Raw genomic sequence first — 25,656 nt, forward strand, 5'->3', positions numbered from 1 at the left:
CACGAGCAGGTCCAGGCGCTGGAAGGACGGGCGATCGGGCGGTGGTTGCAGGGATGGTCGGTGACCTACGAGCCAGGTTTCCGGGGCTCCAATGCACGGCGCAAGGCCGGCGCTTCCTGCTGGACATGATCCCATAACCGGTTGGCGACTGGCCCGTGCGGCCGGTCGCGGCGGCGCGCCACCACCAGTTCGTCTGTGCGGCCGGGCATGTGGCTGCCGGCGATGGAGCGCAGGCGTCCCTCATATAGTTCGTCCTCGATCAGGAAGCGGGGCAGGTGGCCCCAGCCAAGGCCCTGCAGGATGATCTCCTTCTTCATGCCCTGGTCGGGCACGAGGCATTGCGGCGCGCCTTCGATCAGCGAATAGTTTTGTTGTGGCGAATGGCGGGCGCTGTCGCGCATGACGCATTGGGTGAGTGCCTGCATCTGATCGGGTGTGATCGGTTCTTTGACACGCTCGGGCAGAAAGCCAGGCGCCACCACGGGAATGAATGGCACCTTGCACAGATCGATCCATTCCACCCGCGCGTCGCCCTTGTCGATCCAGTGCAGGATCAGGTCGGCCTCGTCATCGAAAAGCCGCTCCCACGGACCGCCGACGGCTTCGAAATGCAGATGCAGGCGCGTGCCCGGGCATTGGGCGAAGAACCGTCCGAGCATGCCCAGCACTTGCGGCCGCGGGCAGAGATCGCCGATCACGACATGGATTTCGCTTTCCTCGCCCATCGAGAGCTGGGCGGCGTGCACCCGCAGGCCCTCCAGTTCGCGCAGCAGCGACTGCGCCCGGCGGTGGAACGACAGTCCTGCCTCGGTCGCACGCACGCGATAGCCGCTGCGATCCAGCAGAACGAGGTCGATCTGCCGTTCGAGCTTGGCGACCGCGGCGAACACGGCCGGGTGCGAGCGATGCAGCAGGGTGGCCGCAGGCTGAAAGCCGCCGGTGCGGATCACCGCATCGAAGCACTGCAGGTCATGCAAGGTGAATTCGGCCATGTCAGCTCTGATTACAGAGTTTGTCCTATCTTTGTAATATCAGCAAAGGCTCGTCGCGGCTACGTTCCGCCTCATTCAACCTTCCAGAAGGAATTTCATCATGAGTGAGCTGAATTTCGTGACTGTCGGCGACGGCACGCGCATCGCCTACCGCTTCGACGGCGATGCCGCAAAGCCGGTGCTGGTGCTGTCGAACTCCATCGGCACCACGCTGCGTATGTGGGACGGGCAGGTCGGCGAACTGTCCAGGCATTTCCGCGTCCTGCGCTACGATTTTCGCGGCCATGGCGGGTCAAGCGCACCAGTCGGCGCCTATTCGCTCGACCGGCTTGGCCGTGACGTGATCGAGTTGCTCGATGCGCTCGGCCTCGGCCGCGTGCATTTCCTGGGGTTGTCGCTCGGTGGCTTCGTCGGGCAATGGCTCGGCATCCACGCGCCCGAGCGGATCGACCGGCTGGTGCTGAGCAACACCTCATCCCATCTCGGGCCGGCAAGCTATTTCGACGAGCGGATTGCTGATGTGCGGCAGGCGCCGGATATGTCGGAAACCGCCGAAATGTTCCTCAACAATTGGTTCCCCGCGACCATGGTGGCGGCCAACGGACCGGTCATTGCTGAATTTCGCACGATGCTGTTGACGATCGATCGGTTAGGTCTGGCCGGTCTGTTCGCGGCGGTGCGCGATGCCGACCTTCGGCGCACTATCGCGCTGATCAACCGGCCGACGCTGGTGATCGCCGGCGAGCACGACACGGTGACGGCGGCCAGCCACAGCGAACTGATCGCGGCGGCCGTGCCCGGCTCGAAGCTGGTTCTGCTGCCGGCAGTCCACCTGTCGAATGTGGAGTATCCGGCGGAGTTCATGGAGGCGGTGCTCGATTTCCTGCGCTGACCGCGAGTCTGTTCCCGTGTGGTCTGCTGTCTCGCGACGTAGAGCAGACCTCACGGCCCCTTGCACATCGGCACGGGCTGCGGCGGCGGTGCAGGGTGGTCCTGCTTGTATTGGGCGATGATCGGCTCGAGGGTTTTGCGCGGCCAGAATTTCGGTGCGCCGATTTCCTTCAGGCAGGATGCGTTCCAATAGGGCGCTTCACCGGACGGCGAATGACCTTTCGCCGCTTGCGCGACGGCGGCGATGTCGCGCGATTCCGGATAGATGTAGAGCGTCGTCGGGTTGCCCTTGACCATCGCGATGATCTGCTGGGCATCCGCCGGTGACCAACTGGTGCAGCCATTGCTGCGGCCGCCGGCATAGTCCACAAGCTTGCCGAACGGCACCAGGCCGTCATGGTCGGCATAGGAGCTGTTGGGGCTCTTGCGCATGCACATGCCGCGCAGCACTTGCGCCGCATGGCCGCCGATCACCCGCTGCCTGGCATTGGCGGCCTCGCCTTCGCCGTCGAACTGGATGAAGGTGCGCTGGAAAGCCACGTCCTGTTTTGCGCCGGTGCGATAAAAGCCCTTGAAGGAGGTTTTCGCCTCGCTGGTCATATAGGCGCCGCCGGCGGTCAGTTCCGAATCCATGGCATTGCCGAAGTTCTTGGAGCACCGCCTGCCGTTCGAAAAATCGACCGTGCCTTTGAGATTCCTTCCGCCGCCATGACCCGACGAGATGGCGCGAAACGACTGGCTGGCCTCGCACACGACGTAGTAACGGCGCCCGAGCACGCCGTTGCCGAGATCGCCGGGACGTGTCGCATCCATGGCGAAGTAACAGGGGTTCGTGACCGCGCCCTGCGCCACTTTTTTCAGGTAGAGCGCGCGCGCCCGCTCCAGCACCACCTGAGAGATCTGGCCGTCACTGTCGCCGACATGCGCCTGCAGCCAGGCCGGGATGGCCGAGGGGGCGGCGAAGGACCGGACCGTCGCCGTCAACGCAATGGCGATGACAAGAAGGCTGAACGTGACGACAATACCCAGAGGGACAAATCTCAACCGCACCGGTTCAATTCTCCTGCCGAAGCCATGCGAATCTTTGGCGGTGTTATATCCGCAACCGATCATAAAAGGCCGTGCGCCGATCGGCGAGACACATCTTGTTTAACGTGTCGCGTTGTTTAACGTGTCGCGGCGGGGGCGTTTTGCGATCAGTCCAGCGGAGAAGTATGTCGGGCCAGCCTTCCTGAATCCCCTCGCCGCGTCCGTGCAACAAGCTTGGATAGGGAACAAGGACGCTCTATAATCGATTCCTGCAAAATATTTATCGACCGTCTGAAAATGGATCCCCTCAGCGACGTCATCTTCCTTTTGCAACCCAGCACGGCGATCTCCAAGCCCATCAGGGGACGCGGTCGATAGGGCGTGCGTTACGCCGCCTATGATGCACCCGGCTTCACCATAATCGTGGAGGGGACGTGCTGGATCGCGTTCGAGGGCAAGGATCCAGTCAAGTTCGAGAAAGGCGACTTCCTCCTCTTGCCTTCCACACCGCCATTCTCCCTCAGCAGCCATCCGGGCATCGACTGTGAGCTCAGGGCGCCGATGGACATTGCCATCCGGCACGGCGACCCAGATGGAGAGCCCGACTTTGTCGCGCTCGGCGGTACGTTCCGGATCGAGCCGGTCAACGCCCCGCTCCTGGTCGCGCTCCTTCCGAGCGTCATCCACGTGCCGGGATCGCAGGGGCGTTCCGGCAGGCTTGGCAAGGTTATCGAGCTCATCATGGAAGAGTGCGAGAACGAAGATCCGGGCAAGGAAATGGTTTTGCAGAGATTGCTCGAGGTTCTGCTCGTGGAAGCGCTGCGATGGCATGGCATCGCCCACGGCGCGGCTGGCCTGCTCAGCGGGATGCGGGACCCGGTGCTCGCGCGCGTGCTGCGCTCGATGCACGAGGATGTCCGGGCGGGCTGGACGGTCGCGGAACTCGCCAAGGTTGCCGGGCTCTCGCGGTCGGCGTTCGCGGCTCGCTTTGTGGCCGTGCTGGGTTGCGGCCCGATCGAGTATCTGGCTCGCTGGCGCATGGCGCTGGCCAAGGATGCTCTCATCCGCGGCTCGAAAACCTTGGACAAAATAGCTGATGAGATCGGCTACGAGTCCGCCAGCGCCTTCAGCACGGCCTTCAGGAAGCGGCTTGGCTGCTCACCGGGAAGGTTCGCCCGCGGCAATGGTGGCGGCGTAACCGGCTGAGGCTCGTCCCTCGCGGCGAGGCCTCTTCAAACGCTTCCGTTGACAGCTCCGACCTGCTCTCGCTCGGCCTAAGCGATTTTTTTGGACAGTTGGAAATAAAAAACTAGGACTATCAATTATAGATCGTCTGCGTTGGCAAGCCTACGGAGGGTTTATCGAAATCAACGGAGCTTACCATGCAAACGATCCTCATCACTGGCTGTTCTTCTGGCTATGGCCTGGAGACGGCCCGCCATTTCCTCGCCAACGGGTGGAATGTCATCGCCACCATGCGGACGCCGCAGCAGGACATACTGCCGCGCTCGGAGCGCCTGCGGATACTGCCCCTGGACGTCACCAGCGAGGCCAGCATCGCGGCGGTGGTCAAAGCCGCCGGTCAGATCGATGTTCTGGTGAACAATGCAGGCATCGGCGTGGTCGGCGCCTTTGAAGCGACAACGATGTCGCACATCCGCAAGGTCTTCGACACCAACAGCTTTGGCGTAATGGCGATGGCGCAGGCCGTGATCCCGCAGATGCGCGAGCGTCGGTCCGGGGCGATCATCAACGTCACCTCCAGTGCCACCCTGGCGCCGATGCCCCTGGCGGCGGCCTACACCGCCAGCAAGCAGGCCATCGAGGGCTTCACCGGATCGCTCGCGCACGAACTCGGCTATTTCGGGATCCGCGCCAAGCTGGTCGAGCCCGGATACGCGCCAACGACGCGGTTTACGCAAAACACTTCGGTGCGCATCGAGGACATGATCCCGCAAGCCTACGCCGATTTCGCTGCCCCGATCTTCGCTGCCTTCGCCCAGCCCGCGCTGACCACCAGGGAAAGTGACGTCGCCGAAGCTGTCTGGGCCGCGGTCCACGACACTTCGGGCCAACTCCGCTTTCCGGCTGGCCCGGATGCGGTCGCGTTGGCAAACGCTGGCTGAAGTCTCCCAGTCGCGCCCCGGATGTGGCGCGGGACTGACGGTGTCCCGGCAGTTTTCTTCAGCTTTGTCGGCCTCGGCCTGCTGTTTTCGGGGGGCTGAGCCAGTTTGTGTCGGCCATCCGCGCATCCGCGATTTTCGATCCGCCGGGATTGGGCTATGATCTGATTCTGGCGTGGCCCACGCCTCCTCCCTCCGTCGGGAAAGCATTCGTTCATGCCGGGCACTCTCATCACCGAACCGACTGTTCGAGCATCAGGCATAAGGAGGGGTTGCGAAAACTGCTCGCACCAGGAGGTTTTGCTATGAGGTTACCTGCGCCCGTCTATCATCTGAAACGTCAAGCCAGGCTATTGTCGCGCGAGGCAAAAATCCCGCTCCATCAGGCGCTTGACCGTATTGCCGCGCAGCAAGGTTTTGCCGGCTGGAGCCTGCTGGCGGCCAAGGCCGCCGAGACGGCGCCCGCGGGCAAGTTGTTCGCGCAACTGGCACCTGGTGATCTGGTTCTGGTCGGCGCGCGGCCGGGCCGTGGCAAGACGCTGATGAGCCTCGAACTGGCGGTCGAAGCGATGAAGTCGGGCCATCGCAGCGTGTTCTTCACGCTGGAATATACGCAACGCGATGTGCTGGAGCGGTTTCGCGCCATCGGTGTCGAGCCGGCCCGGTTCGACGGGCTGTTCGAGTTCGACACGTCCGATGCCATCAGCGCCGACTATATCGTCAGGATCTTGCGATCGGCGCCGCGCGGCACGCTGGCGGTCATCGACTATCTGCAATTGCTCGATCAGAGGCGGGAAAATCCGAGCCTGATGGAGCAGGTGCGCACGCTGAAGGCTTTCGCGCGCGACAGCGGTGTGATCCTGGTCTTCATCTCGCAGATCGACCGGTCCTACGATCCCAGCAAAAAGCCGGTTCCCGATCTCAGCGACATCAGACTGCCCAACCCGCTCGATCTGTCGCTTTTCAACAAGACCTGTTTTTTGAACAAGGGTGAGATCCGCTTCCAGGCGGCTTGAGCGTTTTCCCGGCCATGGCTATGCATGGATCATGGTCGAGATCGTCAAACCCGCGCTTGAACATCTGCCGTCCTATAAGGCCGCGCTCGAGCGCGGCTGGTCGCCCGACAATGTGCGGCTGATGGAGGCGACGCGCGAGCAGTTGGCGGCCATAGAGGAGAACCCCGTGGCCTTCCTGGCCAGCCTCGACGATCCCGAAGCCAGGGGCGGCCCGATCACCTTGCCCGACGGCACGCAAGTGCCGCGCCTGCCGGGGTTCCGCCGCTGGATCTGGGATGGCGAGGCAGCGGGCTCGATCGGCTTCCGTTGGCAGAAGGGCACGGCGGAACTGCCGTCGCATGTGCTTGGCCATATCGGCTATGCGGTGGTGCCGTGGAAGCGCCGGCGCGGCTACGCCACGCAAGCCTTGCGGCTAATGCTGGATGAGGCGAGGGCGGTCGGCCTGCCCTATGTCGATATCACCGCCAAGCCGGGCAATCCGGCCTCGCACAAGGTAATCCTGGCCAATGGCGGCAGGCTGGTCGAGCGCTTCTTCGAGGACGCCGCCTATGGCGGGGTGGAGAGTTTGCGGTTCCGGATCGATTTGTAGGGCGCCTCATCGTTCCTGCTTGCGCAGCCAGTCGGCCAGCGATGCGCGATGCTTGCCGGCCCTGCCGGTGAAAGCCTCGGCGGACAGCATGGAGTTCAACACCGCCTCCTGCGTGGCTTCCGCCGCCGCGCGAAAAAGCATGTCGATGCGCGCTTCGTTTAGCGCGAGCAGGGGCACCAGATCGCGGCTTTCATCGTGGTCGACCAGATTGCCGGTGCTGAAGGCTATGGCGATGTCGCCACTGCCATGGCCCCAGAAGGAGCCGAGCCTGGCGATGCCGGCTCCGGCGCGGCGCGCCACCCTCTCAAGCTGGCGGTGTTCGAGGGGCACATCGGTTGCCAGCACGATCATGACCGAGCCGCGTTCGTCCGCGGCCGGTTGTCCTGGGTCCGGCCGGAGCCCATCGGGCAGAACGAGGTCTCCAGCCCTGCCGAAATTCGACAGAACGAGAACGCCGAGGTGATGGCCGCCGCCGAGCGCCATTCTTCTGGATGCCGAGCCGATGCCACCTTTGAAGCCGAAGCAAGTCATTCCCGTTCCGGCGCCGACATTGCCTTGTTCGACCTCGCCCTCATGCGCGTCCGCCAGCGCGGCGAAGGCGTGTTCCTCTGATATCGCCATGGCCTGGATGTCGTTCAGCGGACCGTCATTGCATTCGCCGACCACCGGATTGACGGTTCCTGTGGTGCGGCCGATATCCGGATTCTGGCGGATGGCGTCGCGGATCAGCGCCGTGGCGCAGGTGCCGACCGCAAGCGTATTGGTCAGGAGAACAGGCGTTTCGATGGTGCCGAGTTCCTGCACCTGCGTCAGACCGGTGGTCTTGCCGAAACCGTTGATGACATGGCTTGCCGCCGTCACCTTCTTGCGAAACAGATTTCCGCCATGCGGCAGGATCGCGGTCACGCCGGTGTTGGTGTCGCCGTTGCGGAGCGTGCAGTGGCCGACGCGTACGCCGGGCACATCGGTGATCGCATTGCGCGCGCCCGCCGGCAAGATGCCGCAGATCAAGCCGAAATCGCTGACAGTTCTGGACATGCGTCAGACGTGCTCGTCGGCACACAGTGCGTGGTCGGACAGCGCGCGGATGACGTAGCAGTCGCCGACCGTCTTGCCGTCGCAGCAGGAGGCGATGCGCTCCAGCTCGGTTTCCAGCCGCTTCAGCTGGGCGATCTTTTCGCGCACCGAGATCAATTGCTCCTGCGCGATCTTGTCGGCGTGGCCGCAAGGCTGTTCGGGATGGCCGCTGAGATCGATCAGCGCGCGGATGTCCTCGACGGCAAAGCCGAGATCGCGGGCGTGGCGGATGAAGGCCAGCCGCTCCAGCTCCTGCCTGGAATAGCGGCGCTGGTTGCCTTCCGAGCGCTCGGGCGCCGCGACCAGGCCCATTTGCTCGTAGTAGCGGATGGTCGGCACCTTGACCCCGGTGCGGCGGGAGAGATCACCGATCGAAAACATGCATTTTCCTCTTGAAGCTCTAGTGACTAGAGCAATTACAGTGCCTGGCATCAAGGTTCAAGACCCGTGCGGCGGCGCCTCGCGCGGGGAGGAAAGCAGACAGGTGATGGCATGACTTCTCCTCTCAAGCAGACGCGGTTCAAGATCGGCGGCATGGATTGCGCCTCCTGCGCGGCCAAGATTGATACGGCGGTGCGGCGCCTCGACGGTGTCGCCGACGTGTCGGTCTCAGTGACCGGCGCCAGCATGACGGTCAGCCATGGCGGTCCGCTCAATGACGACAAGGTGCTGCGGCAGGTGGCGCGGCTGGGTTATGGCATCGTCAAGGCGGAAGCCGGGACCGGTGGGCCGTCTGCCAAGGCGCATGACCATGCCGCCCATGACCACGAAACCCATGACCATGAAGGTCACGACCACGAAGGCCATGACCATGGCGGCGGCCAGAAAATAACCGACGAGGCTGCGGGGTCATCCCATCTGCACAGTCACGCCGAGCCCGGGCAGGCGTGGTGGCGCAGCCGCCGTGCGGCGCTGACGCTGGCCTGTGCGGCGGCGCTTGTTGCCGCCTACGGCATCGGCCATCTGTTCCCGTCGGCCGAGCGCTGGGTCTTCCTGGCCGCGTTGCTGGTCGGCTTGGTGCCGATCGCGCGGCGCGCGCTGATGGCGGCGCTGGCCGGCACGCCGTTCTCGATCGAGATGCTGATGACCATTGCCGTTGCTGGCGCGGTGATGATCGGCGCTACCGAAGAAGCCGCCGCCGTGGTGGTGCTGTTCCTGATCGGCGAGCTGCTGGAAGGGGTCGCGGCCGGCCGGGCGCGGGCCAGCATCCAGGGCCTGGCCGACCTCGTGCCGAAGACGGCGCTGGTCGAGCGGGGAGGCGGCACGGTTGAAGTTCCCGCTGAACAGCTTGGCGTGGGCGACGTCATCGTGGTGCGGCCGGGCGACCGCATCCCCGCCGATGGCGAAATTGTGGAAGGCTCAAGCGACATCGACGAGGCGCCCGTGACGGGCGAAAGCACGCCGAAGCGCAAGGGTGTCGCGGAACCCGTCTTCGCCGGCACGATCAACAGCGATGGCGTGCTGAAAGTGCGCGTCACGGCAGCCGCTTCCGACAACACCATCGCCCGCATCGTGCGGCTGGTGGAGGAGGCGCAGGAGGCCAAGGCGCCGACCGAGCGCTTCATCGACCGTTTTTCGCGCTACTACACGCCGGGCGTGCTGGCGGTCGGCGCGCTGGTGGCCGTGCTGCCGCCGCTGGTCGCCGGCGGTGACTGGAACGAATGGATCTACAAGGGCCTGGCGATCCTTTTGATCGGCTGCCCCTGCGCGCTGGTCATCTCGACGCCCGCCGCGATCGCCGCTGGTCTGGCGACCGGCGCACGGCGTGACCTGTTGATGAAGGGCGGTGCCGTGTTGGAAGGCTTTCGCCGGATCACGGCTGTCGCCTTCGACAAGACCGGCACGCTGACCGCGGGTAAGCCTGTCGTCACCGACATCGTCGCCTACGGCCGCGATGAGCGCAGCGTGCTGGCGCTGGCGGCGGCGCTCGAACAAGGCTCCAGCCATCCGCTGGCGGTGGCGATCCTGGATCGGGCCAGGGCCGACAAGGCGCCGGTGCCGCCGGCATTGGCTGCCAAGGCGATCTCCGGCAAGGGCGTCGAGGGCAGCGTCGGCGGCGTGGCTGCCTTCCTCGGTTCCGGCCAGGCGGCGGGCGAACGCGCCGGCATGACGCCAGCGCAGCGCCTTGCCGTCGACAGCCTGAACGGCGAGGGCAAGACCGTGTCGGTGCTGGTCGCCGATGGCGTGGTGGCCGGGCTGATCGCCATGCGCGACGAGCCGCGGCCGGATGCCGCGGCCGGCATCGCGGCGCTGAAGGCCGAGGGCATCCGCGCCGTGATGCTGACTGGCGACAACAGGCGCACGGCGCAAGCCATCGCCGCTTCGCTCGGCATCGAGGCGCGGGCGGAACTCTTGCCGCAGGACAAGCAGCGGATGATCGCCGAATTGCAGCGCGAAGGGCTGACGGTGGCCAAGGTCGGCGACGGCATCAACGACGCGCCGGCGCTCGCCGCCGCCGATATCGGCATCGCCATGGGCGGTGGCACCGACGTGGCGCTGGAGACGGCGGACGCCGCGATCCTGCATGGCCGCGTCATGGATGTCGCGCGCATGGTGCGGCTGTCGCGGGCGGTGATGGCCAATATCGGCCAGAACATCACCGTGGCGCTGGGGCTGAAGGCGGTGTTCCTGGTCACCACCGTTTTGGGCATCACCGGCCTGTGGCCGGCGATCCTGGCCGACACCGGCGCCACCGTGCTGGTCACCGCCAACGCCATGCGCCTGCTGCGCTCGCGCGGGTGAGGGCTTTTGTCGTGGGCTACTCGGCCGGGGCCGTCAGCGGCGGCGTGGCGTTGCTGCGCCCTTCCCAGACCTGCGAGACAACTGCGACCACCACCGCGACCAGCATGGCCAAAGCGCCGACCACCGGCAGGCTGCGATAGCCGTAGCCGGCATTGAGCATGGCAGCACCCAGCGACGCGGCGAGCGCGATGCCGACGTTGAAGCCGGAGGGGATCAGCGAGGAAGCGAGGTTGGAGGCGTCCGCCGTCCAGGCCAGGATGCGGGTCTGGATCGGCGTGCCGATGGCGAAGTTGAGGCCGCCCCAGATGATGATCGCGACAACCATAGGCAGGGGATAGGGGCTGACGGCATAGATGATTGCCAGAGTCACTGCCTGCAGGGCCAGCATGGTGATCAGCGAGGGCATCAGCTTCCAGTCGGACAGCTTGCCACCGAGGAAGACGCCCAACGTGGCGCCGACGCCGTTGAGCAGCAGCACCCAGGGCACCAGGCCTTCGTCGAGCCCGGTGACCTCAAGCAAGGTCGGCGTGATGTAGGTGAACAGGCAGAATTGGCCGAGCATCAGCATGAGCATCAGGATCAGCGAGGTCCAGACCTGCTGGCGCGCCAGGACGCGGACCTCACGCGCCAGGCCGGCGGGCTTGGCCTGATATCCGGCGGTGCGCGGCAGAAGGGCCGCCATGGCGCAAGTCGCCGCCACGCCAAGCGCGCACATGACCCAGAAGGTGGCACGCCAGCCCCAGATGTTGCCGATGGCGGTGCCCGCCGGCACGCCGATGACGTTGGAGACGGTGAGGCCGGACAGGATCACCGCCACCGCCATGCCGCGTTTGTCCTCGGGAACCAGGCCGACAGCGACCACCATGGCGACGCCGAAATAGGCGCCGTGCGCGACCGCAACGGCTACGCGCAGCAGCAGCATGGAGGTAAAGTCAGGCGCCAGCGCGCAGGCCGCCTGGCCGATGGTGAAGGCGACGGCCAAGCCGAGCAGCAAGGTCTTGCGCGGCAAGGTCTTTGTGGCGAGCGCCAGCAGCGGGCCGCCAATGGCGATGCCGCAGGCATAGCCCGACACGAGATAGCCGGCGGAAGGGACCGAGACGCCAAGCCCTTCCGCCACTTGCGGCAGCACGCCGGCAATGACGAATTCGGTGGTGCCGAAAGCAAAAGCGGCAATGAACAGGGCAACGAGCGGAAGCGACATGGGAAAGCCTTGGGTGGAAGGGCCTCAAACCATGGATGGACGCCAGGAGCAATCCAGAAATTTTTGCCGCCACTTTAGCTTTTCTTGACTGTTCCCCATGCCGCCGGCGCCTAGTTCCGGAAAAGGCATGCCCTGCAGTGACAAACCGCTAGACCGGGGTCCTGCGCCCGTAGGGGATCTTCAGCCACGCCCGCTCATGAAAATAATAGAGCAGCGACTTGGTGAAGACTTCCGTCACGCCGATGGCCGCCGCCAGCTTGATGCTTCCGGTTATCACAAGCGAGATGATCATCGTGTCGATGGTGCCGGTCATGCGCCAGGAAAGCGCCTTGGCGAAACTGCGCGAATGGGTATCCATCGATTTCCTCCCGGTGGCATCAGATGCTTAGCCGACGGGTGGCAAGGGGACAAAGACTAATTTTTCCGTTCGAGCGGGAATGACGCAAGCTTGTTCCCAAGTTGACGTCGCCCCGGCAAGTCCCTTCTCGCTAGCTCGCCTTGAGCCTTGACCCGGTCAACAGGCCGCGCTCTTCCAGCACCGGGTAGGCCATCGAAGCCAGCAGCGAATTGATCTGCTTCAGGTCGCGGATGGTGTCGAGATGGATAGAACTGGTCTCGACGCTTTTTGCGGTGCCTTCGCGCAGCCGCAGGAAATGGCTGGCGCTGGTCTCCTTCTCGCGGTCGCGCAACCGGTCCTTCTCCAGCACCAGCTGGCGGGCGGTCTCGGGGTCGCGCGAGACCAGCACGTTGAAGGCCAGCCGTGCATTGGCCAGCACCGAACTGTGGAAGGCGCACAATTCGCTCCAGCCCTCGTCGGTGAACTCCAGCCCGCGATCGACCTTCTTCTTTACATGCGCCAGCATGTTGCGCACGATGATGTCGCCGACCTGCTCGAGCTTGACGCAGGCGCCGATCAGTTCCTGGCAGCGCAGCGCCTCATCTTCGGTCAGCGGGTTCTTGGTGACCTTGGCGAGATAGAGTTTGATCGCCGCATGCTTGCGGTCGACGCGGTCGTCGAGGGCGGCGAGCGCCTTGATCTTGTCGGCGTCGGCGCTCTCATAGAGCTCGATGATGCGCTTCAGCATGATCTCGACCGTCTCGCAGACCCGTACCACCTCGCGCGTGGCATTGGCCAGAGCCTGGCTCGGCACATCCAGCGCGCTTTCGTTGAGGGCTGACAGCTCGATGACGTCGAGGGAAGCGGCAGGCTCTGGTTTGGTGCCGAGTGCCACGATCTTCTCCGACGCGCGGTAGACGAAGCCGGCCAGCGGCAGGCCGGCGAGCAGGATGATGACGTTGAACAGGATATGGGCGTTGACGATCTGGTCAGCGGCCGTCGCGCCGAGGAAGCCGACATGCGGCCGGACGATCATGAACAGGATCAGCATGACCAGCGAGCCCAGCCCGCGCATCAAGAGATTGCCGATCGGCACGACGCGCACGGCGGGTCCGGCCGAGCGGGTCAGCATCGGCGCGATGATGGAAGAGCCAAGATTGACGCCGAGGATGAGGACGACGCCGAGTTCAGGGCTGATCAGGCCGCGGCCGGCCAGCGTCGCCATCAAAAGCACGGCGGCGATGCTCGACTGGAACAGCCAGGTGATCAGCGCCGCCAGGAGATAGGCGGTGATGGAATCGCTGGAGAAGTAATTGATGATGACCGGCATCAGCTGGCTGTTGCGCAATGGCTCGGATGCCTGGCCGATCATCTCGAGCGACAGGATCAAGAGGCCGATGCCGACCAGGATGCGGCCGGTCTGGCGCCAGTCGCGCCGCTCGGTGGCCATGAACATCACCGTGCCGGTGATCAGGCAGAGCGGCACCAGCAGCGTGAGATCGAAGGTCAAGAGCTTGACCACCAGCGCCGAGCCGATCTCGGCGCCGCGCACGGCCAATTGGCCGGCGGCACCCGAGACGATGCCGGAACCGGCGAAGGAGCCGACCAAGAGCGTTACGGCGGTCGAGCTCTGCAGGGCGATGGCGAGGCCGGTGCCGGCCAGCACCGCCATGATCGGATTGCGCATGGTGGCCCGCAGCCTGTGGCGCAGCACGTCGCCATAGGCGCGCTCGACGCCGGTCTTGACCATGCGGGTGGCAAACAGCATCAGCGCGACGGCGCCGGCCAGATGCAGAAGGACGACGGAACCGCTCATTTCGGCGCCTGCATGCGGATAGGGCTCGCGGTGCGGACGGCGCGGCGAACAGGAGGAAAGGCAAGGCTTCGAATCATGGTCATGGCAACCGTGGATAATAGTCCGAATATTTTAGCCGGGTAATAAAATTTTGTCGATTTCAAGAGGCCGTCGCGGCGCGACAGGCCGTGTCGGGAAATGAACGGGTACGCAAATGGTTGAAGAGCCGGGCTTTGGCCGTCTGGAGAAAGGCCGCTTTTGCCGGGTGGTCGGCAATTGTCTTTGTGATGATGTTCAAATATCGGCACTAAGCAGAAGATTTCATTACACAATTGTAATGCTGGTGTTCAGTTTCAGTTCATCCGCCGGCCGCTATTCCTCGGGCATCGACAACCAAGGAGATTTCTCATGAAGCGCATAGTTCTTTCTGTCCTCGCGGTCTCGATGCTGGCCGCCACCTCACTCACCGGCCAGGCCGCGCCGATGAACGCGCCGGTCGCGCCGCAGTCGAATTACACCAAGGTCGACTGGCAGAAGCCCGGCCACCAGAAGGATGTGAGGAAGCGCGTCTTCAAGAAGAAGGTCGTCGTGAAGCGCAGCCACTGGCGCAATGGCCAGAAATATTCCGGCTGGAGGCAGCACCAGCCGATCCGCGACTACGGCCGCTACGGCCTGCATCGTCCCGGCCGCGGCCAGGAATGGATCCGCGTCGGCAACGACTATGTGCTGGTCAGCGTCTTGTCCGGCATCATCTTTGGCGCGATCGCGGCGCACTAAGCTTACAGCGCTGGCCTAAGAAGGAGGGCGGTCCGAAAGGCCGCCTTTCTTTTTGCCCTGTGGAAACCGGGTATGGCCTGTATTGGGGGTCGTCGGATTTCGCTGGGATGATTATATGGTGGGGAAACGAGTTCCCTCAATGCGCTTTCCGCCCGCCTTTCTCGACGAGATCCGCGACCGCGTGCCGATTTCACAGGTCATCGGCCAGCGCGTCGCGTGGGATCGCAAGAAGACCAATACGTCGCGAGGCGACTATTGGGCCTGTTGCCCGTTCCATGGCGAGAAGAGCCCGTCGTTCCATTGCGAGGACAAGAAGGGACGCTACCACTGTTTCGGCTGCTCGGTCTCGGGCGACCATTTCAAGTTCCTCACCGAACTTGAAGGATTGAGTTTTCCCGAGGCGGTCGAAAAGATCGCCGACATGGCCGGCGTGCCGATGCCGGTTCGCGACGAACGGGAAGAACGGCGCGAGCAGGAACGCGCCAGCCTGACCGACGTCATGGAGATGGCGACCGCCTTTTTCCAGGAGCGGCTACAGGGTCCGGAAGGGGCGAAAGCCCGCGCCTATCTCAGGGATCGTGGGCTGACGCCGGCGACGCAGCATTCGTTCCGGCTGGGCTTTGCGCCCGACAGCCGCAACGCGCTGAAGGAGCATCTTGCCGCGAAAGGCGTGCCGAAGGCCGACATCGAGGCTTGCGGGCTGGTGCGTCATGGCGACGATATCCCTGTCTCCTATGACTGGTTCCGCGACCGCATCATGTTTCCGATCCCGGATTCGCGCGGCAAGATCATCGCCTTCGGCGGTCGGGCGCTGGCGCCCGATGCGCTGGCCAAATACATGAACTCGCCCGACACGGAACTCTTCCACAAGGGCAATGTGCTCTACAATTTCGCCCGCGCGCGAAAGGCGCTGGCCAAGGGCGGCACGGTCATTGCCGTCGAAGGCTACATGGACGTGATCGCGCTGGCGCAGGCCGGCTTTGAAAATGCCGTGGCGCCGCTCGGCACCGCGCTCACCGAAAACCAGCTGGAATTGCTGTGGCGCATGGCGCCCGAACCGATGCTGTGTTTCGACGGCGACAAGGCCGGGCTGAAGGCGGCGTGGCGTGCCGCGGACCTGGCATTACCCTCGGTGCAGGCCGGCCGCTCGGCGCGCTTCGCGCTGCTGCCGGAAGGCAAGGATCCCGACGACCTGGTCAAAGCCGAGGGGCCGGACGCTTTCCGCGCGGTGCTTGCCGATGCGCGGCCGCTGGTCGACCTGTTGTGGATGCGCGAGACTGCTGGCGGTGTCTTTGACACGCCGGAACGGCGGGCGGAACTGGGAAAGACGCTGCGGGAGTTGACCAGCCGCATCCGCGACGAGAGCACGCGCTATCACTACCAGCAGGAAATGCGCGAGCGGGAAAAGAGCTTCTTCGGCTCGCAGCGCGATACGCGGCAGGGACGCCAGGACTGGAAACCGGGGCAGCAGGGCAAGGCAGCCGCACCCGGTGGACAATTCGCCAAGCCTGGTGGTGGTCGCATGGCGATCACCGAAAGCCTCGGCCAGTCGGCGCTGGTCAAGCGCGGCAGCGAAGGCATGTCGGTGCGCGAGGCGACGATCATCGTGGCGCTGGTCAACCATCCGGCGCTGATCGACGAGAATTTCGCCCATGTCGAATTTCTCGACCTCGCCAATTCCGAGTTGCAGCGGCTGCATGCCGCCATTCTCGACGCGATGGCGCATGACATGGCCAATGACCGCCATGCCGTGGTGGCGACGATCGAGCGCGCCGGCTGCGCCGAGATCTGGGAGCGCGCCGTCGGCCTGATCCGGCGGGCGCGGCAATGGCCCGCGCTGGAGACGGCGGCACTCGACGACGCCCGCGACGCTCTGAACCAGGCACTGCACTTGCAGCGCAGCGCGCGCACCTTACATAAGGAACTGAAACAGGCGGAAGCGGCGCTCGAAGCAGATCCCTCGGACGAAAACTTCCGCCATCTGATCGAAATTCAGGCGCAATTTCAGGATGTACAGGCGACGGAAGCGCTGATCGAAGGATTCGGCGTTTCGTCGGGCAGGGCTGGGCGAGCCTAAGTGCAGCTGAGTACAGGAATGAGAGCGTGGCCGGGCTTCCCAGGGGAGCAAGGCGCGCTAAGTCGGGTAATTGATTCGCTTTTTTCATGCGAATCATGCCAGAGGCGCTTGACCTTCAGACAGAATGGCGGAATCAGGACGATTCGAAACGTTAACCCGCACCCGCGCCGACGGGAAATGAGCGATGTGAGGTACTGGTCACTGGACAGGCAGGCCGCCTGCCACAGATATCAGGGTTAATCTGGACTTAACGATCAATGAAGTTAGTGGCCCGGTGAAGCGCGTTTCAAAACGAGCCTATCCGATTTGACTGGTCCGACAGCTTACGCGGCCCCGATGCCCGGCCGCTAGGAGAAGATAAAAATTATGGCGACTAAGGAAAAGGAAGAGGTCGAGACCGAACGCGAAGGCGCCACCGATGGCCCTCTGCTCGACCTTTCCGATGATGCTGTCAAGAAGATGATCAAGGCCGCCAAGAAGCGCGGCTATGTCACGATGGACGAGCTGAATTCGGTGCTGCCTTCCGAGGAAGTGACCTCCGAGCAGATCGAGGACACGATGGCGATGCTGTCCGACATGGGCATCAATGTCGTCGAGGATGACGAGCAGGGCGAAGAGGCCGAGGCCGGCGACACCGCGGCCGATGCCGAGGAAGACGCCAACGAGCTGGCCGAGCAGACCGGCACGGCGGTCGCCGCCACCACCACCAAGAAAGAGCCGACCGACCGCACCGACGATCCGGTGCGCATGTATCTGCGCGAGATGGGCTCGGTCGAGCTTCTGTCGCGCGAAGGCGAAATCGCCATTGCCAAACGCATCGAGGCCGGCCGCGAGACGATGATCGCGGGCCTGTGCGAAAGCCCGCTGACCTTCCAGGCCATCATCATCTGGCGCGACGAGCTCAACGAATCCAAGATCCTGCTGCGCGAGATCATCGACCTCGAAGCCACCTATGCCGGCCCCGAAGCCAAGCAGGCGCCGGTGGTCGAGCGCATCGAGGAAGCGCCCAAGGCCGAGGAAAAGCCGCGCCGCGGACGCGACGATGAAGACGACATCACCAATGTCGGCGCCGATACGCGCGGCATCGGCGACGACGACGAAGAAGACGAGGACGAGGCGAGCCTGTCGCTGGCGGCGATGGAAGCGGAACTGCGTCCGCAGGTGATGGAGACGCTCGACGTCATCGCCGACACCTACAAGAAGCTGCGCAAGCTGCAGGACCAGCAGGTCGAGAACCGTCTCGCCGCCGCCGGCACGCTGTCGCCCAGCCAGGACCGCCGGCTGAAGGAGCTGAAGGACCAGCTGATCAAGGCGGTGAAGTCGCTGTCGCTCAACACGGCGCGCATCGAGGCGCTGGTCGAGCAGCTTTACGACATCAACAAGCGCCTGGTGCAGAACGAGGGCAAGCTGTTGCGGCTGGCCGAAAGCTATGGCGTGCGCCGCGAGGAGTTCCTGAAGGAATATCAGGGTTCCGAGCTTGATCCCAACTGGACGCGTGCGATCGGCAATCTGACGTCGCGCGGCTGGAAGGAATTCACCAAGAACGAGAAGGATGCGATCAAGGACCTGCGCGCCGAGATCCAGCACCTGGCCACCGAAACGGCGATCTCGATCCTGGAATTCCGCAAGATCGTCAACCAGGTGCAGAAAGGCGAGCGCGAAGCCGCGATCGCCAAGAAGGAAATGGTCGAGGCCAATCTGCGTCTCGTCATCTCCATCGCCAAGAAATACACCAATCGCGGCCTGCAGTTCCTCGACCTGATCCAGGAAGGCAATATCGGCCTGATGAAGGCGGTCGATAAGTTCGAATACCGCCGCGGCTACAAGTTCTCGACCTACGCGACTTGGTGGATCCGGCAGGCGATCACCCGTTCGATCGCCGACCAGGCGCGCACCATCCGCATCCCGGTGCACATGATCGAGACGATCAACAAGATCGTGCGCACCTCGCGCCAGATGCTGCACGAGATCGGCCGCGAGCCGACGCCGGAAGAACTCGCCGAAAAGCTCGCCATGCCGCTCGAAAAAGTGCGCAAGGTGCTGAAGATCGCCAAGGAGCCGATCTCCCTCGAAACGCCTGTCGGCGACGAGGAGGATTCGCATCTGGGCGATTTCATCGAGGACAAGATGGCGATCCTGCCGATCGACGCGGCGATCCAGGCCAATCTGCGCGAGACCACCACGCGGGTTCTGGCCTCGCTGACCCCGCGCGAGGAGCGCGTGCTGCGCATGCGCTTCGGCATCGGCATGAACACCGACCACACGCTGGAAGAAGTCGGCCAGCAGTTCTCGGTCACACGCGAGCGTATCCGCCAGATCGAAGCCAAGGCGCTGCGCAAGCTCAAGCACCCGAGCCGGAGCCGCAAGCTGCGCAGCTTCCTCGACAGCTGAGTTTATCTGCCGCGAAGAATTTAGGGCGCCGACTGGCGCCCTTTTTCGTATCAAGCTCGGCGGAAGCCGTGTCGGATTTTCCGGGAATTGCCCTACAGCGGCACGTTCAGCCGTGTCCCCTTGACGATGATGCCGCCGCGATCGCCGATCTCGATCGAGCCATAACGCTGCCTGAAGCATTCTGGCAGCGGGCGGTCGCCGGGAATTGACAGCCACAGGCGCAGCATATGGCGCCGCCTGTCGGGTTCGGGCCAATCGTGAAACCCCATGCGGTCGTGTAGCAGGGAATGATTGTAGACGAACTGCATGTCGCCCGCCCGAAGCCGCATCGACAGGTTCAGCTTCGGATCATTGGCGAGGTTGTCGAAGAGATCCAGTGCTTCGACATGGGCAACACTCAGCCGCATGGCATCGGCGAAGCGCTGGGCGCTGTCGATGTACTGGCGCTGGTAGATGCCGGTGAGCAGCCCCGCATGCCAGTTGAGCACCGGGATTTCGAAATAGGGTTTTTGGCCCTCCGGGACCTCACCGCGCCGATCGGTGGCGATCGGATCAAACAGCAAACGGACCAGATCGGGCCGGCTTTTGCGCATCTCATTGTAGATCGTCACCGTGCTGACCAACAGGGATTCGCCGCCTTGCATGGCATCCCGCAGGCAGAGCAGGCCGACGACATCGGCCGAGTCTGTGTGAAACGTCTGGCGCTCCGCCGTCTGGTAGATGCGTGTCGTGGGGCTCTTGGCGTCCGCGCCGATGTCGCGGACATGGCCGAGAATATGGCCGTGGGCATTCTGGGAGCGCGCGCTTCCCAGATGCGCGCCAATCCCGCAGAAGATCGTTGCCGCCATTTCAGCGGAGTATTTTTCGACCGGCAGGCCGCGCAGCACCTCGAAGCCTATGCCTGCGATCAGTTTTTCGCGCAGGGCGGCAAGATGGCCGGCGAGCCGAGGCAAGGGGAAATCGGCCTTGGCCAGGCCGCCAATATCGCGCGAGCGGGCGAGAAAGCCGGTTGCCGCCGATTCAAGCTCGATGACGTCCTGCGGATCCAGCTCGACCAGCCATTGTTCGGGATGTTTCGCCATGTCCGCGCCGGTCCATGCGGCGGGGATTTCGATCCGGTCCGGCGGCAGGTCTTTTGTCTCGTGCATGAATTTCTCCTGCAGGCCGGATCGGCCCAGGCTGATGGCCGCGACGGAGATTGCCGCAACCAGGCAGATTTTTAAACCGGCTTTCCCTGCCGACGCCTATGGGGCACTGGCGCGGTAGCGCTTGCGGGACGTTCGCCGTGGGAGGATAATTTCGCGTCGGATGCATTTTCTGGGCGACAACCCGGATGCCCGCCCCGGCGAAGCCGCCGTGCTCCGTGGCTCCGGAAGGAGGCGTACCATGACGACCTACATCATGCTGATGAACTGGACCGAGCAGGGCGCGAAGAACGTGCGCGATTCGCCCAAGCGCCTCGACGCCGCCAGGAAGCAGCTGGGCGAGATGGGAGGATCGTTCAAGGCGTTTTACCTGACCATGGGCGAATACGACATGGTGGCGGTGGTCGAAGCGCCCGATGATGCGGTGCTGGCGCGTTTCGCGCTGATGCTGGCCGCGAACGGAAACCTCAAGTCACGGACGCTGAAAGCTTTCCCGGAATTCGCCTACCGCGAGATCATCTCCTCGCTTGGATGAAGCAAGCGACTGGGCTTCTTGAAGGCAGCGGCCAGGTGCCGGCCTGACGGCGCTTTGCCGCAGGACAGGACGCGTCGCCATGATAGACTGCGGGCAGGGGTGATCGCGATGAAGAAAGTCTCGATACTGGCTGCCAGCCTTGCGTTGATATTGTCGATGCCGTTCGCCGCCGCCGCGCAAAACCCGGTCGGCTTGGCCAATCCGGCATCCGTCCATTGCGGCGAGGTCGGCGGGCGCACGGTGATCCGCAAAGACCAGGCCGGCAATGAATACGGATTCTGCCGGCTGCCCAAGGGGCGCCTGTGTGAGGAGTGGGCGCTGTTTCGCGACAACAAATGCGTCGGGCCAAAGGCGGCCATGCGCGGCAAATGACGTGCGCGCTGTCATAGGGTGAGATGATGTCCGAAACACATTCGCATCTTTGGCCGGGCGTGCCGCTCGCCCTTGGCTCGGCCGCTCTGTTCGGCGCGACGCCGCCGCTTTCCAAGCTGCTGCTCGATGCCGTGAACCCCTTCATGCTGGCCGGATTGCTTTATCTCGGCGCCGGCGTCGGCCTTGCTTTGTATCGCCTGCTTCGCGGCAAGCAGGCGGCGGCCGGCGAAGCGCAACTGGCCGCCCGGGATATCCCCTGGCTGGCGCTGGCGATCGGCATGGGGGGCATCCTCGCGCCGGTGTTGTTGATGTTCGGCCTCACCCTCAACACGGCATCCAGTTCGGCGCTGCTGCTCAACCTGGAAGGGCTGGCGACAATGGCGATCGCCTGGCTCGTCTACCGCGAGAATGTCGACCGGCGGCTGCTTTTTGGCGCCTTCGCCATCCTGGCGGGCGCGGTCCTGTTGTCGTGGGATGGCGGCGGCGTTGCTTTCAACCCGGGCGCCTTGCTGGTGGCCGGGGCTTGCCTGGCCTGGGGGCTGGACAACAATTTCACGCGCAGGATTTCGGCCACCGACCCCGTGGTGATCGCCATGCTGAAAGGCCTGGTGGCGGGTGCGGCCAATGTCGGATTGGCGCTTGCTGCCGGGGCGTCGTTTCCCGCGACGCCCATTGTCGCGGCCACGGCCGCGGTCGGCTTCCTCGGCATCGGCGTCAGCCTGGTGATGTTCATCCTGGCGCTGCGCCATCTCGGCACCGCGCGGACAGGCGCCTATTATTCGCTGGCTCCGTTCATCGGCGCGCTGCTGGCCATCGTCATGCTGGGCGATGCCGTCACCCTCAAACTGGCGGTCGCGGGACTGCTGATGGGCGTCGGCCTGTGGCTGCATCTGTCGGAACGCCATGACCATGAACACGACCATGAGGCGCTGGAACATGAGCACAGCCATGTGCATGACGAGCACCACCAGCACGATCATGACGGGCCGGTGAGCGAGCCGCATTCGCACTGGCACCGGCATGCGCCGATGCGCCACCGGCATCCGCATTATCCGGACCTGCATCATCGGCATAGCCACGGCTGAGCATGCCAGGAACATGCTCAAGCAAACACCCAAGCCTGAACTGACGGTCTGGTACAACACGCGTTGCCCGGTCTGCGATGCCGGCATCAGTCGGCAGAAGCGGCGGCTGATCGAAGCGGTCAAGGCCGGGCGGATCGAATTTCGCGACATCAATCTGGAGCCGGCGGCACTTGGCCGTTTTGGCGCGTCGCTGGAGGATATACGCCGCCGGCTGCACGCCACCGACGCGGCCGGCCGGCTGCTGGTCGGCGCCGATGTCGCGATTGCCATATGGCAGGCGACACCCGGCGAGGGGTGGCTGGCAACGCTGTTCGGCAATCCGGTCGCCTTGCCGCTGACACGCCTTGCCTATGATCGCTTCGCCGATCTGCTCTACGCCTGGAACCGCCGCAAGGGCCGCTGGTAGCGAATTCATCCCGATGAACAGAACGTCCCGGACCAGCAGGTCGATCCGGCTGGCGCAACATTCCGATACATCGTAAGATATATCTTGACTCCGCGAGAGGTCGCGCCTAATTAAGATATATCGTAAGATAGAACTCAAGGAGAAATCAATGCACAAGCATGGTCATTTCGGCGAACGCATGTTCATGCACATGGCCGGCAAATTCGGCGGCAGGGGCGGCGGAGGCTTTGGCCCGTTCGGCCATGGCGGACGCGGCGGCGGACGCGGCGGCCCGGGCGACATGTTCCGCGCCGGCCGCATGCTGGCCGACGGCGACCTCAAGCTGATCACGCTGTCGCTGCTGGCCGAGGCCCCGCGCCACGGCTACGACATCATCAAGGCGCTGGAAGAGCGTACCAGCGGCATCTACAGCCCGAGCCCGGGCGTGGTCTACCCGACGCTGACCTTCCTGGAAGAGGCCGGCTATGCCGCTTCCGCCGCCGACGGCAACAAGAAGGTGTTTTCCATCACCGAGGCGGGGCAGGCGCATCTTGCTGACAACCGCGAGATGATCGACGGCGTGCTCGACCATCTCGAACGCTTCGGCCGCAAGATGGCCAAGGCGCGCGACTGGTTCGGCTGGAACGACGATGGCGAGGACCGGCGTGGTGGTCGCGGCGGCCGTGGCGAGCGTTCGGAAACGCGTGACGAATTCCGCGCCATCCGTCACCGCCTGCGCGCGGCGCTCGGCGAGATCGTCGATGCCCCGGCCGACAAGCAGGCCGAGGCGATCGCCATCCTCGAAGCCGCGGCGGACGCGCTGGAAGCGCTGTCGCACCGCTGATTCAGGCGCGATAAACGCATGAAAAAAGCCCGGGGCGACCCGGGCTTTTTTGCGTCAGGGCAGGCCGGCGTCATTCCTTGCCGACATACTCGCTGATCAGCTTTTCGTTGCGGGCCTTTTCGATCTTGGCGGTCATCTCGGCCGACAGGCGTTCGTCGGTGCGGTACTTGACCAAGTTCACCAGGCTGCCGGTCAAGAGCAGGATGCCCATGGCCCAGTAGCCCTTGGTCGACAGGTCGACCGGCGCCAGCCACAGCGACAGGCCGAGCATGAAATAGGCGGCACCGACCGAGGCGGTGTTGAACATGATGTAGGTCTGATTGGCGTTCATTGGAGTTCTCCGTTGGTTCGATGATGATGGATTGGATGGGAGTCAGGTCTGCAAAGTCTGGTCTTCAGTTGATGGTCTTCAGGCGCGCGAGCACATCCTTGGCGCGCACCTTGGCCGCGGGGCCGTGACCGGCATCCGCAAGGCGGTCGCGGATGGCGTCGTGACGCAGTTCGCCGTCGATCTCGTCGAGGATGCCGGCCTCCTCGAACGGGTCGCTGGCGCCCTTGATGCGGGCGAGCAGTTCCTCGGCGTCGTTGAGGCTCGCCGAATGGCCGATCGACCTGACAAGGCGTGACTGTGCCTTGCGCTCGGCATCGATGGCGCGGGCCGAGATCATGCCCTGGTTGAGGTCGATGATGCGGCGATGCGCCCGCTCCACCGAAACGCGCATCCGCAAGGTCTTTTCGCCGAGGCTTTGCACTGTGCTGCGGCGGACTTCGCGCTCATTCTCCAGTTCGGCGATGGCCGCAGCACCGCTTTCGGCCAATCCGTCGTTGCCGGCGGCCAGAGCGCTCAGCGTGCGGCTTTCGAGATCCGCGTGGCGGCGTTCGAGCTGGTCGAGGCCGGCCTGCTCGGCGCGCTGGCGGACAATCAGTGAAGCGAGCGTCTGCTTGGCGGCGGCAAGACCGGCCTCGGCGTCGCGGATGCGCTGCGCCAGAAGGTCGATGGCGAAGCGATCCTTGAGGCCGTCCTCGGCCCGTGCGCTGGCGCCGTCGAGCAGTGTTCTGATCAGGCTAAGCATGGTTCTTCTCCCTTCGAACTGTTTCGGTGAACAATGTTCACAAAGTCAATATAGCAGGAAATGAACGTTGTTCAAGACTCTTTTGAACGCTGTTCACGAAATCCCGGCTATGGTAAATGAAGGGAAGTTTCGAACAGCCCGGGCCGAAGGCACGGGCATCCATAAGGACAAGCATGGCACTGGACAGGGAAGAAACAGGCGAGCGGGTGCTGGCGATCGCCGAGGTGCTGCTCAACGAGGGCGGCATGGACAATCTGAAGGCCAGGACCATCGCCGAGCAGGCGGGCATCTCGGTCGGCTCGGTCTACAATCTTTTTTCCGATCTCGACGGGGTGCATCGCGCCGTCAACATGCGGCTGCTCGACCGGCTGGGCGCGGCAGGGGCGGCAGCGATGGCCGATCTTTCCCAGCGCGGCATCACCGATGTGCGCCAGCGCCTGCTGGCGCTGGCCGGCGCCTATGTGCGCTTCGTCGAGGCGCATCCGGGCAGCTGGCCGGCACTGCTTGCCTTCAACAGGAGCCGTCCCACATTGTCTGAACCGGACGCCTATGAGGCGCGGCTCGACCAGCTGTTCGAGATCATTGCCCGTGTGCTTGCCGGTGGCGACTTCGACCTTGACGACGACACGCGCCGGATCGCGGCGCGCACATTGTGGTCAAGCGTGCATGGCATCGTCACCAGCGGCTATGCGGCCAGGTCCGTGCGCCGGCAGGCCGACGAGATCGACCAGCAGATCGAGCTCCTGGTCGCCGTCTTCATCAGGGGACTGGAACGCGGCGGCACATTCGCGCATGCTGGGACGAAAACGTCGTGAATCGCGAACAGATCGCGGTTTGCAGGACGAGCAAGGAGATTTGAGCCATGTCTTTTCTGAAACGTCTTTTCGGTGGCGGCGGTGAAGCGGCCGAGCCCAAAAGTGCGGCACCGGCCAAGCAGGTCGAGCACAAGGGTTTCCTGATCAGCGCCACGCCCTACAAGAACGATGGCCAGTACCAGACCTGCGGCATCGTCTCCAAGGAGATCGACGGCGTGGTGAAGGAACACAAATTCATCCGCGCCGACCGCTTCGCCGGCCTCGACGACGCCGTCGACATCTCGATCAAGAAGGGCATCCAGCTCGTGGACGAACAGGGCGAGCGGATTTTCGGGTAGGGTAGGCGGCGTCATCCAGGACCGCAA

The 25,656-nt window shown here is 64.0% G+C and carries 27 protein-coding genes; 17 read left to right on the forward strand and 10 right to left on the reverse strand.

Annotated elements, in window-relative coordinates; genetic code table 11:
* Nucleotides 1–65 precede the first annotated feature (65 nt).
* A complete protein-coding gene (locus JG746_RS12205; protein ID WP_202358352.1) occupies nucleotides 66–992 on the reverse strand; it encodes a LysR family transcriptional regulator in 927 nt (308 codons plus the stop codon).
* A 100-nt stretch (nucleotides 993–1,092) separates the two neighbouring features.
* Between JG746_RS12205 and JG746_RS12210 the strand changes: the two genes are divergently transcribed.
* Entirely contained in the window at nucleotides 1,093–1,884 is a 792-nt protein-coding gene (locus JG746_RS12210) for an alpha/beta fold hydrolase (protein ID WP_202358353.1), read from the forward strand.
* Nucleotides 1,885–1,934: 50 nt separating this feature from the next.
* On the opposite strand, the gene JG746_RS12215 is transcribed toward JG746_RS12210, so the two are convergent.
* Nucleotides 1,935–2,933: a hypothetical protein gene (locus tag JG746_RS12215; RefSeq protein WP_202358354.1), complete on the reverse strand. Its 999-nt coding sequence runs from the start codon at nucleotides 2,931–2,933 to the stop codon at nucleotides 1,935–1,937.
* 360 nt (nucleotides 2,934–3,293) lie between these two features.
* On the opposite strand from JG746_RS12215, the gene JG746_RS12220 reads away from it, so the two are divergent.
* The 4 genes from JG746_RS12220 (at nucleotide 3,294) to JG746_RS12235 (ending at nucleotide 6,640) form a co-directional block, all read left to right on the forward strand.
* The gene (locus tag JG746_RS12220) at nucleotides 3,294–4,118 is read left to right on the forward strand and encodes an AraC family transcriptional regulator (RefSeq protein ID WP_342216551.1); all 825 of its coding nucleotides are present in this window, start codon (nucleotides 3,294–3,296) and stop codon (nucleotides 4,116–4,118) included.
* Nucleotides 4,119–4,294: 176 nt separating this feature from the next.
* The gene (locus tag JG746_RS12225; RefSeq protein ID WP_202358355.1) at nucleotides 4,295–5,038 is read left to right on the forward strand and encodes an SDR family oxidoreductase; all 744 of its coding nucleotides are present in this window, start codon (nucleotides 4,295–4,297) and stop codon (nucleotides 5,036–5,038) included.
* Nucleotides 5,039–5,340: 302 nt separating this feature from the next.
* Nucleotides 5,341–6,051 (forward strand): DNA helicase, encoded by a 711-nt coding sequence (locus JG746_RS12230; protein ID WP_202358356.1) that lies wholly within the window; start codon nucleotides 5,341–5,343, stop codon nucleotides 6,049–6,051.
* Nucleotides 6,052–6,082: 31 nt separating this feature from the next.
* On the forward strand, nucleotides 6,083–6,640 hold the full coding sequence (locus tag JG746_RS12235; RefSeq protein WP_202359333.1) for a GNAT family N-acetyltransferase: 558 nt from the start codon (nucleotides 6,083–6,085) through the stop codon (nucleotides 6,638–6,640).
* A 6-nt stretch (nucleotides 6,641–6,646) separates the two neighbouring features.
* Here the strand turns inward: JG746_RS12235 and JG746_RS12240 are convergent, their stop codons facing one another.
* Both JG746_RS12240 and JG746_RS12245 read right to left on the reverse strand, forming a co-directional pair.
* A complete protein-coding gene (locus JG746_RS12240) occupies nucleotides 6,647–7,678 on the reverse strand; it encodes a DmpA family aminopeptidase (RefSeq protein WP_202358357.1) in 1,032 nt (343 codons plus the stop codon).
* 3 nt (nucleotides 7,679–7,681) lie between these two features.
* Complete coding sequence (locus JG746_RS12245) at nucleotides 7,682–8,098, reverse strand: MerR family transcriptional regulator (RefSeq protein ID WP_143973511.1); 417 nt, start codon at nucleotides 8,096–8,098, stop codon at nucleotides 7,682–7,684.
* A gap of 111 nt (nucleotides 8,099–8,209) precedes the next feature.
* On the opposite strand from JG746_RS12245, the gene JG746_RS12250 reads away from it, so the two are divergent.
* Nucleotides 8,210–10,459, forward strand: coding sequence for a heavy metal translocating P-type ATPase (locus JG746_RS12250; protein WP_202358358.1), 2,250 nt, complete (start codon nucleotides 8,210–8,212; stop codon nucleotides 10,457–10,459).
* Between the two features lie 16 nt (nucleotides 10,460–10,475).
* On the opposite strand, the gene JG746_RS12255 is transcribed toward JG746_RS12250, so the two are convergent.
* From JG746_RS12255 to JG746_RS12265, 3 genes are all read right to left on the reverse strand, one after another.
* A complete protein-coding gene (locus JG746_RS12255; RefSeq protein ID WP_202358359.1) occupies nucleotides 10,476–11,660 on the reverse strand; it encodes an MFS transporter in 1,185 nt (394 codons plus the stop codon).
* A 148-nt stretch (nucleotides 11,661–11,808) separates the two neighbouring features.
* Nucleotides 11,809–12,018, reverse strand: a complete 210-nt coding sequence (locus JG746_RS12260) for a DUF2061 domain-containing protein (protein WP_202358360.1) — start codon at nucleotides 12,016–12,018, stop codon at nucleotides 11,809–11,811.
* Between the two features lie 130 nt (nucleotides 12,019–12,148).
* On the reverse strand, nucleotides 12,149–13,813 hold the full coding sequence (locus JG746_RS12265) for a Na/Pi cotransporter family protein (protein WP_202358361.1): 1,665 nt from the start codon (nucleotides 13,811–13,813) through the stop codon (nucleotides 12,149–12,151).
* 193 nt (nucleotides 13,814–14,006) lie between these two features.
* Between JG746_RS12265 and JG746_RS12270 the strand changes: the two genes are divergently transcribed.
* From JG746_RS12270 to rpoD, 4 genes are all read left to right on the forward strand, one after another.
* Nucleotides 14,007–14,204 carry a hypothetical protein gene (locus tag JG746_RS12270; protein ID WP_202358362.1) on the forward strand — a complete coding sequence of 66 codons (198 nt, stop codon included), beginning with the start codon at nucleotides 14,007–14,009 and terminating at the stop codon, nucleotides 14,202–14,204.
* Nucleotides 14,201–14,569 (forward strand): RcnB family protein, encoded by a 369-nt coding sequence (locus tag JG746_RS12275; protein ID WP_202358363.1) that lies wholly within the window; start codon nucleotides 14,201–14,203, stop codon nucleotides 14,567–14,569. The genes JG746_RS12270 and JG746_RS12275 overlap by 4 nt, the downstream gene beginning before the upstream one ends.
* Nucleotides 14,570–14,708: 139 nt before the next feature.
* Entirely contained in the window at nucleotides 14,709–16,646 is a 1,938-nt protein-coding gene (gene dnaG, locus JG746_RS12280) for a DNA primase (RefSeq protein ID WP_202358364.1), read from the forward strand.
* 366 nt (nucleotides 16,647–17,012) lie between these two features.
* A complete protein-coding gene (gene rpoD / locus JG746_RS12285; protein ID WP_019860483.1) occupies nucleotides 17,013–19,037 on the forward strand; it encodes an RNA polymerase sigma factor RpoD in 2,025 nt (674 codons plus the stop codon).
* 92 nt (nucleotides 19,038–19,129) lie between these two features.
* On the opposite strand, the gene JG746_RS12290 is transcribed toward rpoD, so the two are convergent.
* Nucleotides 19,130–20,185, reverse strand: coding sequence for a TauD/TfdA family dioxygenase (locus JG746_RS12290; protein ID WP_202358365.1), 1,056 nt, complete (start codon nucleotides 20,183–20,185; stop codon nucleotides 19,130–19,132).
* 238 nt (nucleotides 20,186–20,423) lie between these two features.
* On the opposite strand from JG746_RS12290, the gene JG746_RS12295 reads away from it, so the two are divergent.
* The 5 genes from JG746_RS12295 to JG746_RS12315 all read left to right on the forward strand — a co-directional run bounded on the left by JG746_RS12295 (nucleotide 20,424) and on the right by JG746_RS12315 (nucleotide 23,403).
* Nucleotides 20,424–20,717, forward strand: a complete 294-nt coding sequence (locus tag JG746_RS12295) for a GYD domain-containing protein (RefSeq protein ID WP_202358366.1) — start codon at nucleotides 20,424–20,426, stop codon at nucleotides 20,715–20,717.
* 108 nt (nucleotides 20,718–20,825) lie between these two features.
* Nucleotides 20,826–21,089 carry a putative hemolysin gene (locus JG746_RS12300; RefSeq protein ID WP_202358367.1) on the forward strand — a complete coding sequence of 88 codons (264 nt, stop codon included), beginning with the start codon at nucleotides 20,826–20,828 and terminating at the stop codon, nucleotides 21,087–21,089.
* Nucleotides 21,090–21,115: 26 nt separating this feature from the next.
* Entirely contained in the window at nucleotides 21,116–22,174 is a 1,059-nt protein-coding gene (locus tag JG746_RS12305; RefSeq protein ID WP_202358368.1) for a DMT family transporter, read from the forward strand.
* 13 nt (nucleotides 22,175–22,187) lie between these two features.
* Nucleotides 22,188–22,580 carry a thiol-disulfide oxidoreductase DCC family protein gene (locus JG746_RS12310; RefSeq protein WP_202358369.1) on the forward strand — a complete coding sequence of 131 codons (393 nt, stop codon included), beginning with the start codon at nucleotides 22,188–22,190 and terminating at the stop codon, nucleotides 22,578–22,580.
* 148 nt (nucleotides 22,581–22,728) lie between these two features.
* A complete protein-coding gene (locus JG746_RS12315; RefSeq protein ID WP_202358370.1) occupies nucleotides 22,729–23,403 on the forward strand; it encodes a PadR family transcriptional regulator in 675 nt (224 codons plus the stop codon).
* 70 nt (nucleotides 23,404–23,473) lie between these two features.
* Here the strand turns inward: JG746_RS12315 and JG746_RS12320 are convergent, their stop codons facing one another.
* Together JG746_RS12320 and JG746_RS12325 are read right to left on the reverse strand one after the other, a co-directional pair.
* Nucleotides 23,474–23,734, reverse strand: coding sequence for a YiaA/YiaB family inner membrane protein (locus tag JG746_RS12320; RefSeq protein WP_019860476.1), 261 nt, complete (start codon nucleotides 23,732–23,734; stop codon nucleotides 23,474–23,476).
* 64 nt (nucleotides 23,735–23,798) lie between these two features.
* Nucleotides 23,799–24,476, reverse strand: coding sequence for a PspA/IM30 family protein (locus JG746_RS12325; RefSeq protein ID WP_202358371.1), 678 nt, complete (start codon nucleotides 24,474–24,476; stop codon nucleotides 23,799–23,801).
* Between the two features lie 173 nt (nucleotides 24,477–24,649).
* Here JG746_RS12325 and JG746_RS12330 point away from each other — a divergent pair, with 173 nt between their 5' ends.
* Together JG746_RS12330 and JG746_RS12335 are read left to right on the forward strand one after the other, a co-directional pair.
* Nucleotides 24,650–25,291, forward strand: a complete 642-nt coding sequence (locus JG746_RS12330) for a TetR/AcrR family transcriptional regulator (protein WP_202358372.1) — start codon at nucleotides 24,650–24,652, stop codon at nucleotides 25,289–25,291.
* Between the two features lie 47 nt (nucleotides 25,292–25,338).
* Nucleotides 25,339–25,629, forward strand: a complete 291-nt coding sequence (locus JG746_RS12335; protein ID WP_202358373.1) for an HlyU family transcriptional regulator — start codon at nucleotides 25,339–25,341, stop codon at nucleotides 25,627–25,629.
* Nucleotides 25,630–25,656: the final 27 nt, after the last annotated feature.

It is taken from the genome of Mesorhizobium sp. 113-3-3, from assembly GCF_016756495.1.
In the GTDB taxonomy this organism is placed as follows: Bacteria; Pseudomonadota; Alphaproteobacteria; order Rhizobiales; family Rhizobiaceae; genus Mesorhizobium.

Excerpts from the sequence above, each read along its gene's own strand:
- JG746_RS12235 (WP_202359333.1), top strand. The coding sequence starts at position 6,083 with ATGGTCGAGATCGTCAAACCCGCGCTTGAACATCTGCCGTCCTATAAG.
- JG746_RS12210 (WP_202358353.1), top strand. The coding sequence starts at position 1,093 with ATGAGTGAGCTGAATTTCGTGACTGTCGGCGACGGCACGCGCATCGCC.
- JG746_RS12260 (WP_202358360.1), bottom strand. The coding sequence starts at position 12,018 with ATGGATACCCATTCGCGCAGTTTCGCCAAGGCGCTTTCCTGGCGCATG.
- JG746_RS12245 (WP_143973511.1), bottom strand. The coding sequence starts at position 8,098 with ATGTTTTCGATCGGTGATCTCTCCCGCCGCACCGGGGTCAAGGTGCCG.
- JG746_RS12300 (WP_202358367.1), top strand. The coding sequence starts at position 20,826 with ATGAAGAAAGTCTCGATACTGGCTGCCAGCCTTGCGTTGATATTGTCG.
- JG746_RS12250 (WP_202358358.1), top strand. The coding sequence starts at position 8,210 with ATGACTTCTCCTCTCAAGCAGACGCGGTTCAAGATCGGCGGCATGGAT.
- JG746_RS12255 (WP_202358359.1), bottom strand. The coding sequence starts at position 11,660 with ATGTCGCTTCCGCTCGTTGCCCTGTTCATTGCCGCTTTTGCTTTCGGC.
- JG746_RS12320 (WP_019860476.1), bottom strand. The coding sequence starts at position 23,734 with ATGAACGCCAATCAGACCTACATCATGTTCAACACCGCCTCGGTCGGT.
- JG746_RS12295 (WP_202358366.1), top strand. The coding sequence starts at position 20,424 with ATGACGACCTACATCATGCTGATGAACTGGACCGAGCAGGGCGCGAAG.
- JG746_RS12305 (WP_202358368.1), top strand. The coding sequence starts at position 21,116 with ATGTCCGAAACACATTCGCATCTTTGGCCGGGCGTGCCGCTCGCCCTT.
- JG746_RS12225 (WP_202358355.1), top strand. The coding sequence starts at position 4,295 with ATGCAAACGATCCTCATCACTGGCTGTTCTTCTGGCTATGGCCTGGAG.
- JG746_RS12270 (WP_202358362.1), top strand. The coding sequence starts at position 14,007 with ATGGTTGAAGAGCCGGGCTTTGGCCGTCTGGAGAAAGGCCGCTTTTGC.
- JG746_RS12335 (WP_202358373.1), top strand. The coding sequence starts at position 25,339 with ATGTCTTTTCTGAAACGTCTTTTCGGTGGCGGCGGTGAAGCGGCCGAG.
- JG746_RS12310 (WP_202358369.1), top strand. The coding sequence starts at position 22,188 with ATGCTCAAGCAAACACCCAAGCCTGAACTGACGGTCTGGTACAACACG.
- JG746_RS12240 (WP_202358357.1), bottom strand. The coding sequence starts at position 7,678 with ATGTCCAGAACTGTCAGCGATTTCGGCTTGATCTGCGGCATCTTGCCG.
- JG746_RS12265 (WP_202358361.1), bottom strand. The coding sequence starts at position 13,813 with ATGAGCGGTTCCGTCGTCCTTCTGCATCTGGCCGGCGCCGTCGCGCTG.
- JG746_RS12205 (WP_202358352.1), bottom strand. The coding sequence starts at position 992 with ATGGCCGAATTCACCTTGCATGACCTGCAGTGCTTCGATGCGGTGATC.
- dnaG (WP_202358364.1), top strand. The coding sequence starts at position 14,709 with ATGCGCTTTCCGCCCGCCTTTCTCGACGAGATCCGCGACCGCGTGCCG.
- JG746_RS12325 (WP_202358371.1), bottom strand. The coding sequence starts at position 24,476 with ATGCTTAGCCTGATCAGAACACTGCTCGACGGCGCCAGCGCACGGGCC.
- JG746_RS12330 (WP_202358372.1), top strand. The coding sequence starts at position 24,650 with ATGGCACTGGACAGGGAAGAAACAGGCGAGCGGGTGCTGGCGATCGCC.
- JG746_RS12290 (WP_202358365.1), bottom strand. The coding sequence starts at position 20,185 with ATGCACGAGACAAAAGACCTGCCGCCGGACCGGATCGAAATCCCCGCC.
- JG746_RS12230 (WP_202358356.1), top strand. The coding sequence starts at position 5,341 with ATGAGGTTACCTGCGCCCGTCTATCATCTGAAACGTCAAGCCAGGCTA.
- rpoD (WP_019860483.1), top strand. The coding sequence starts at position 17,013 with ATGGCGACTAAGGAAAAGGAAGAGGTCGAGACCGAACGCGAAGGCGCC.
- JG746_RS12315 (WP_202358370.1), top strand. The coding sequence starts at position 22,729 with ATGCACAAGCATGGTCATTTCGGCGAACGCATGTTCATGCACATGGCC.
- JG746_RS12275 (WP_202358363.1), top strand. The coding sequence starts at position 14,201 with ATGAAGCGCATAGTTCTTTCTGTCCTCGCGGTCTCGATGCTGGCCGCC.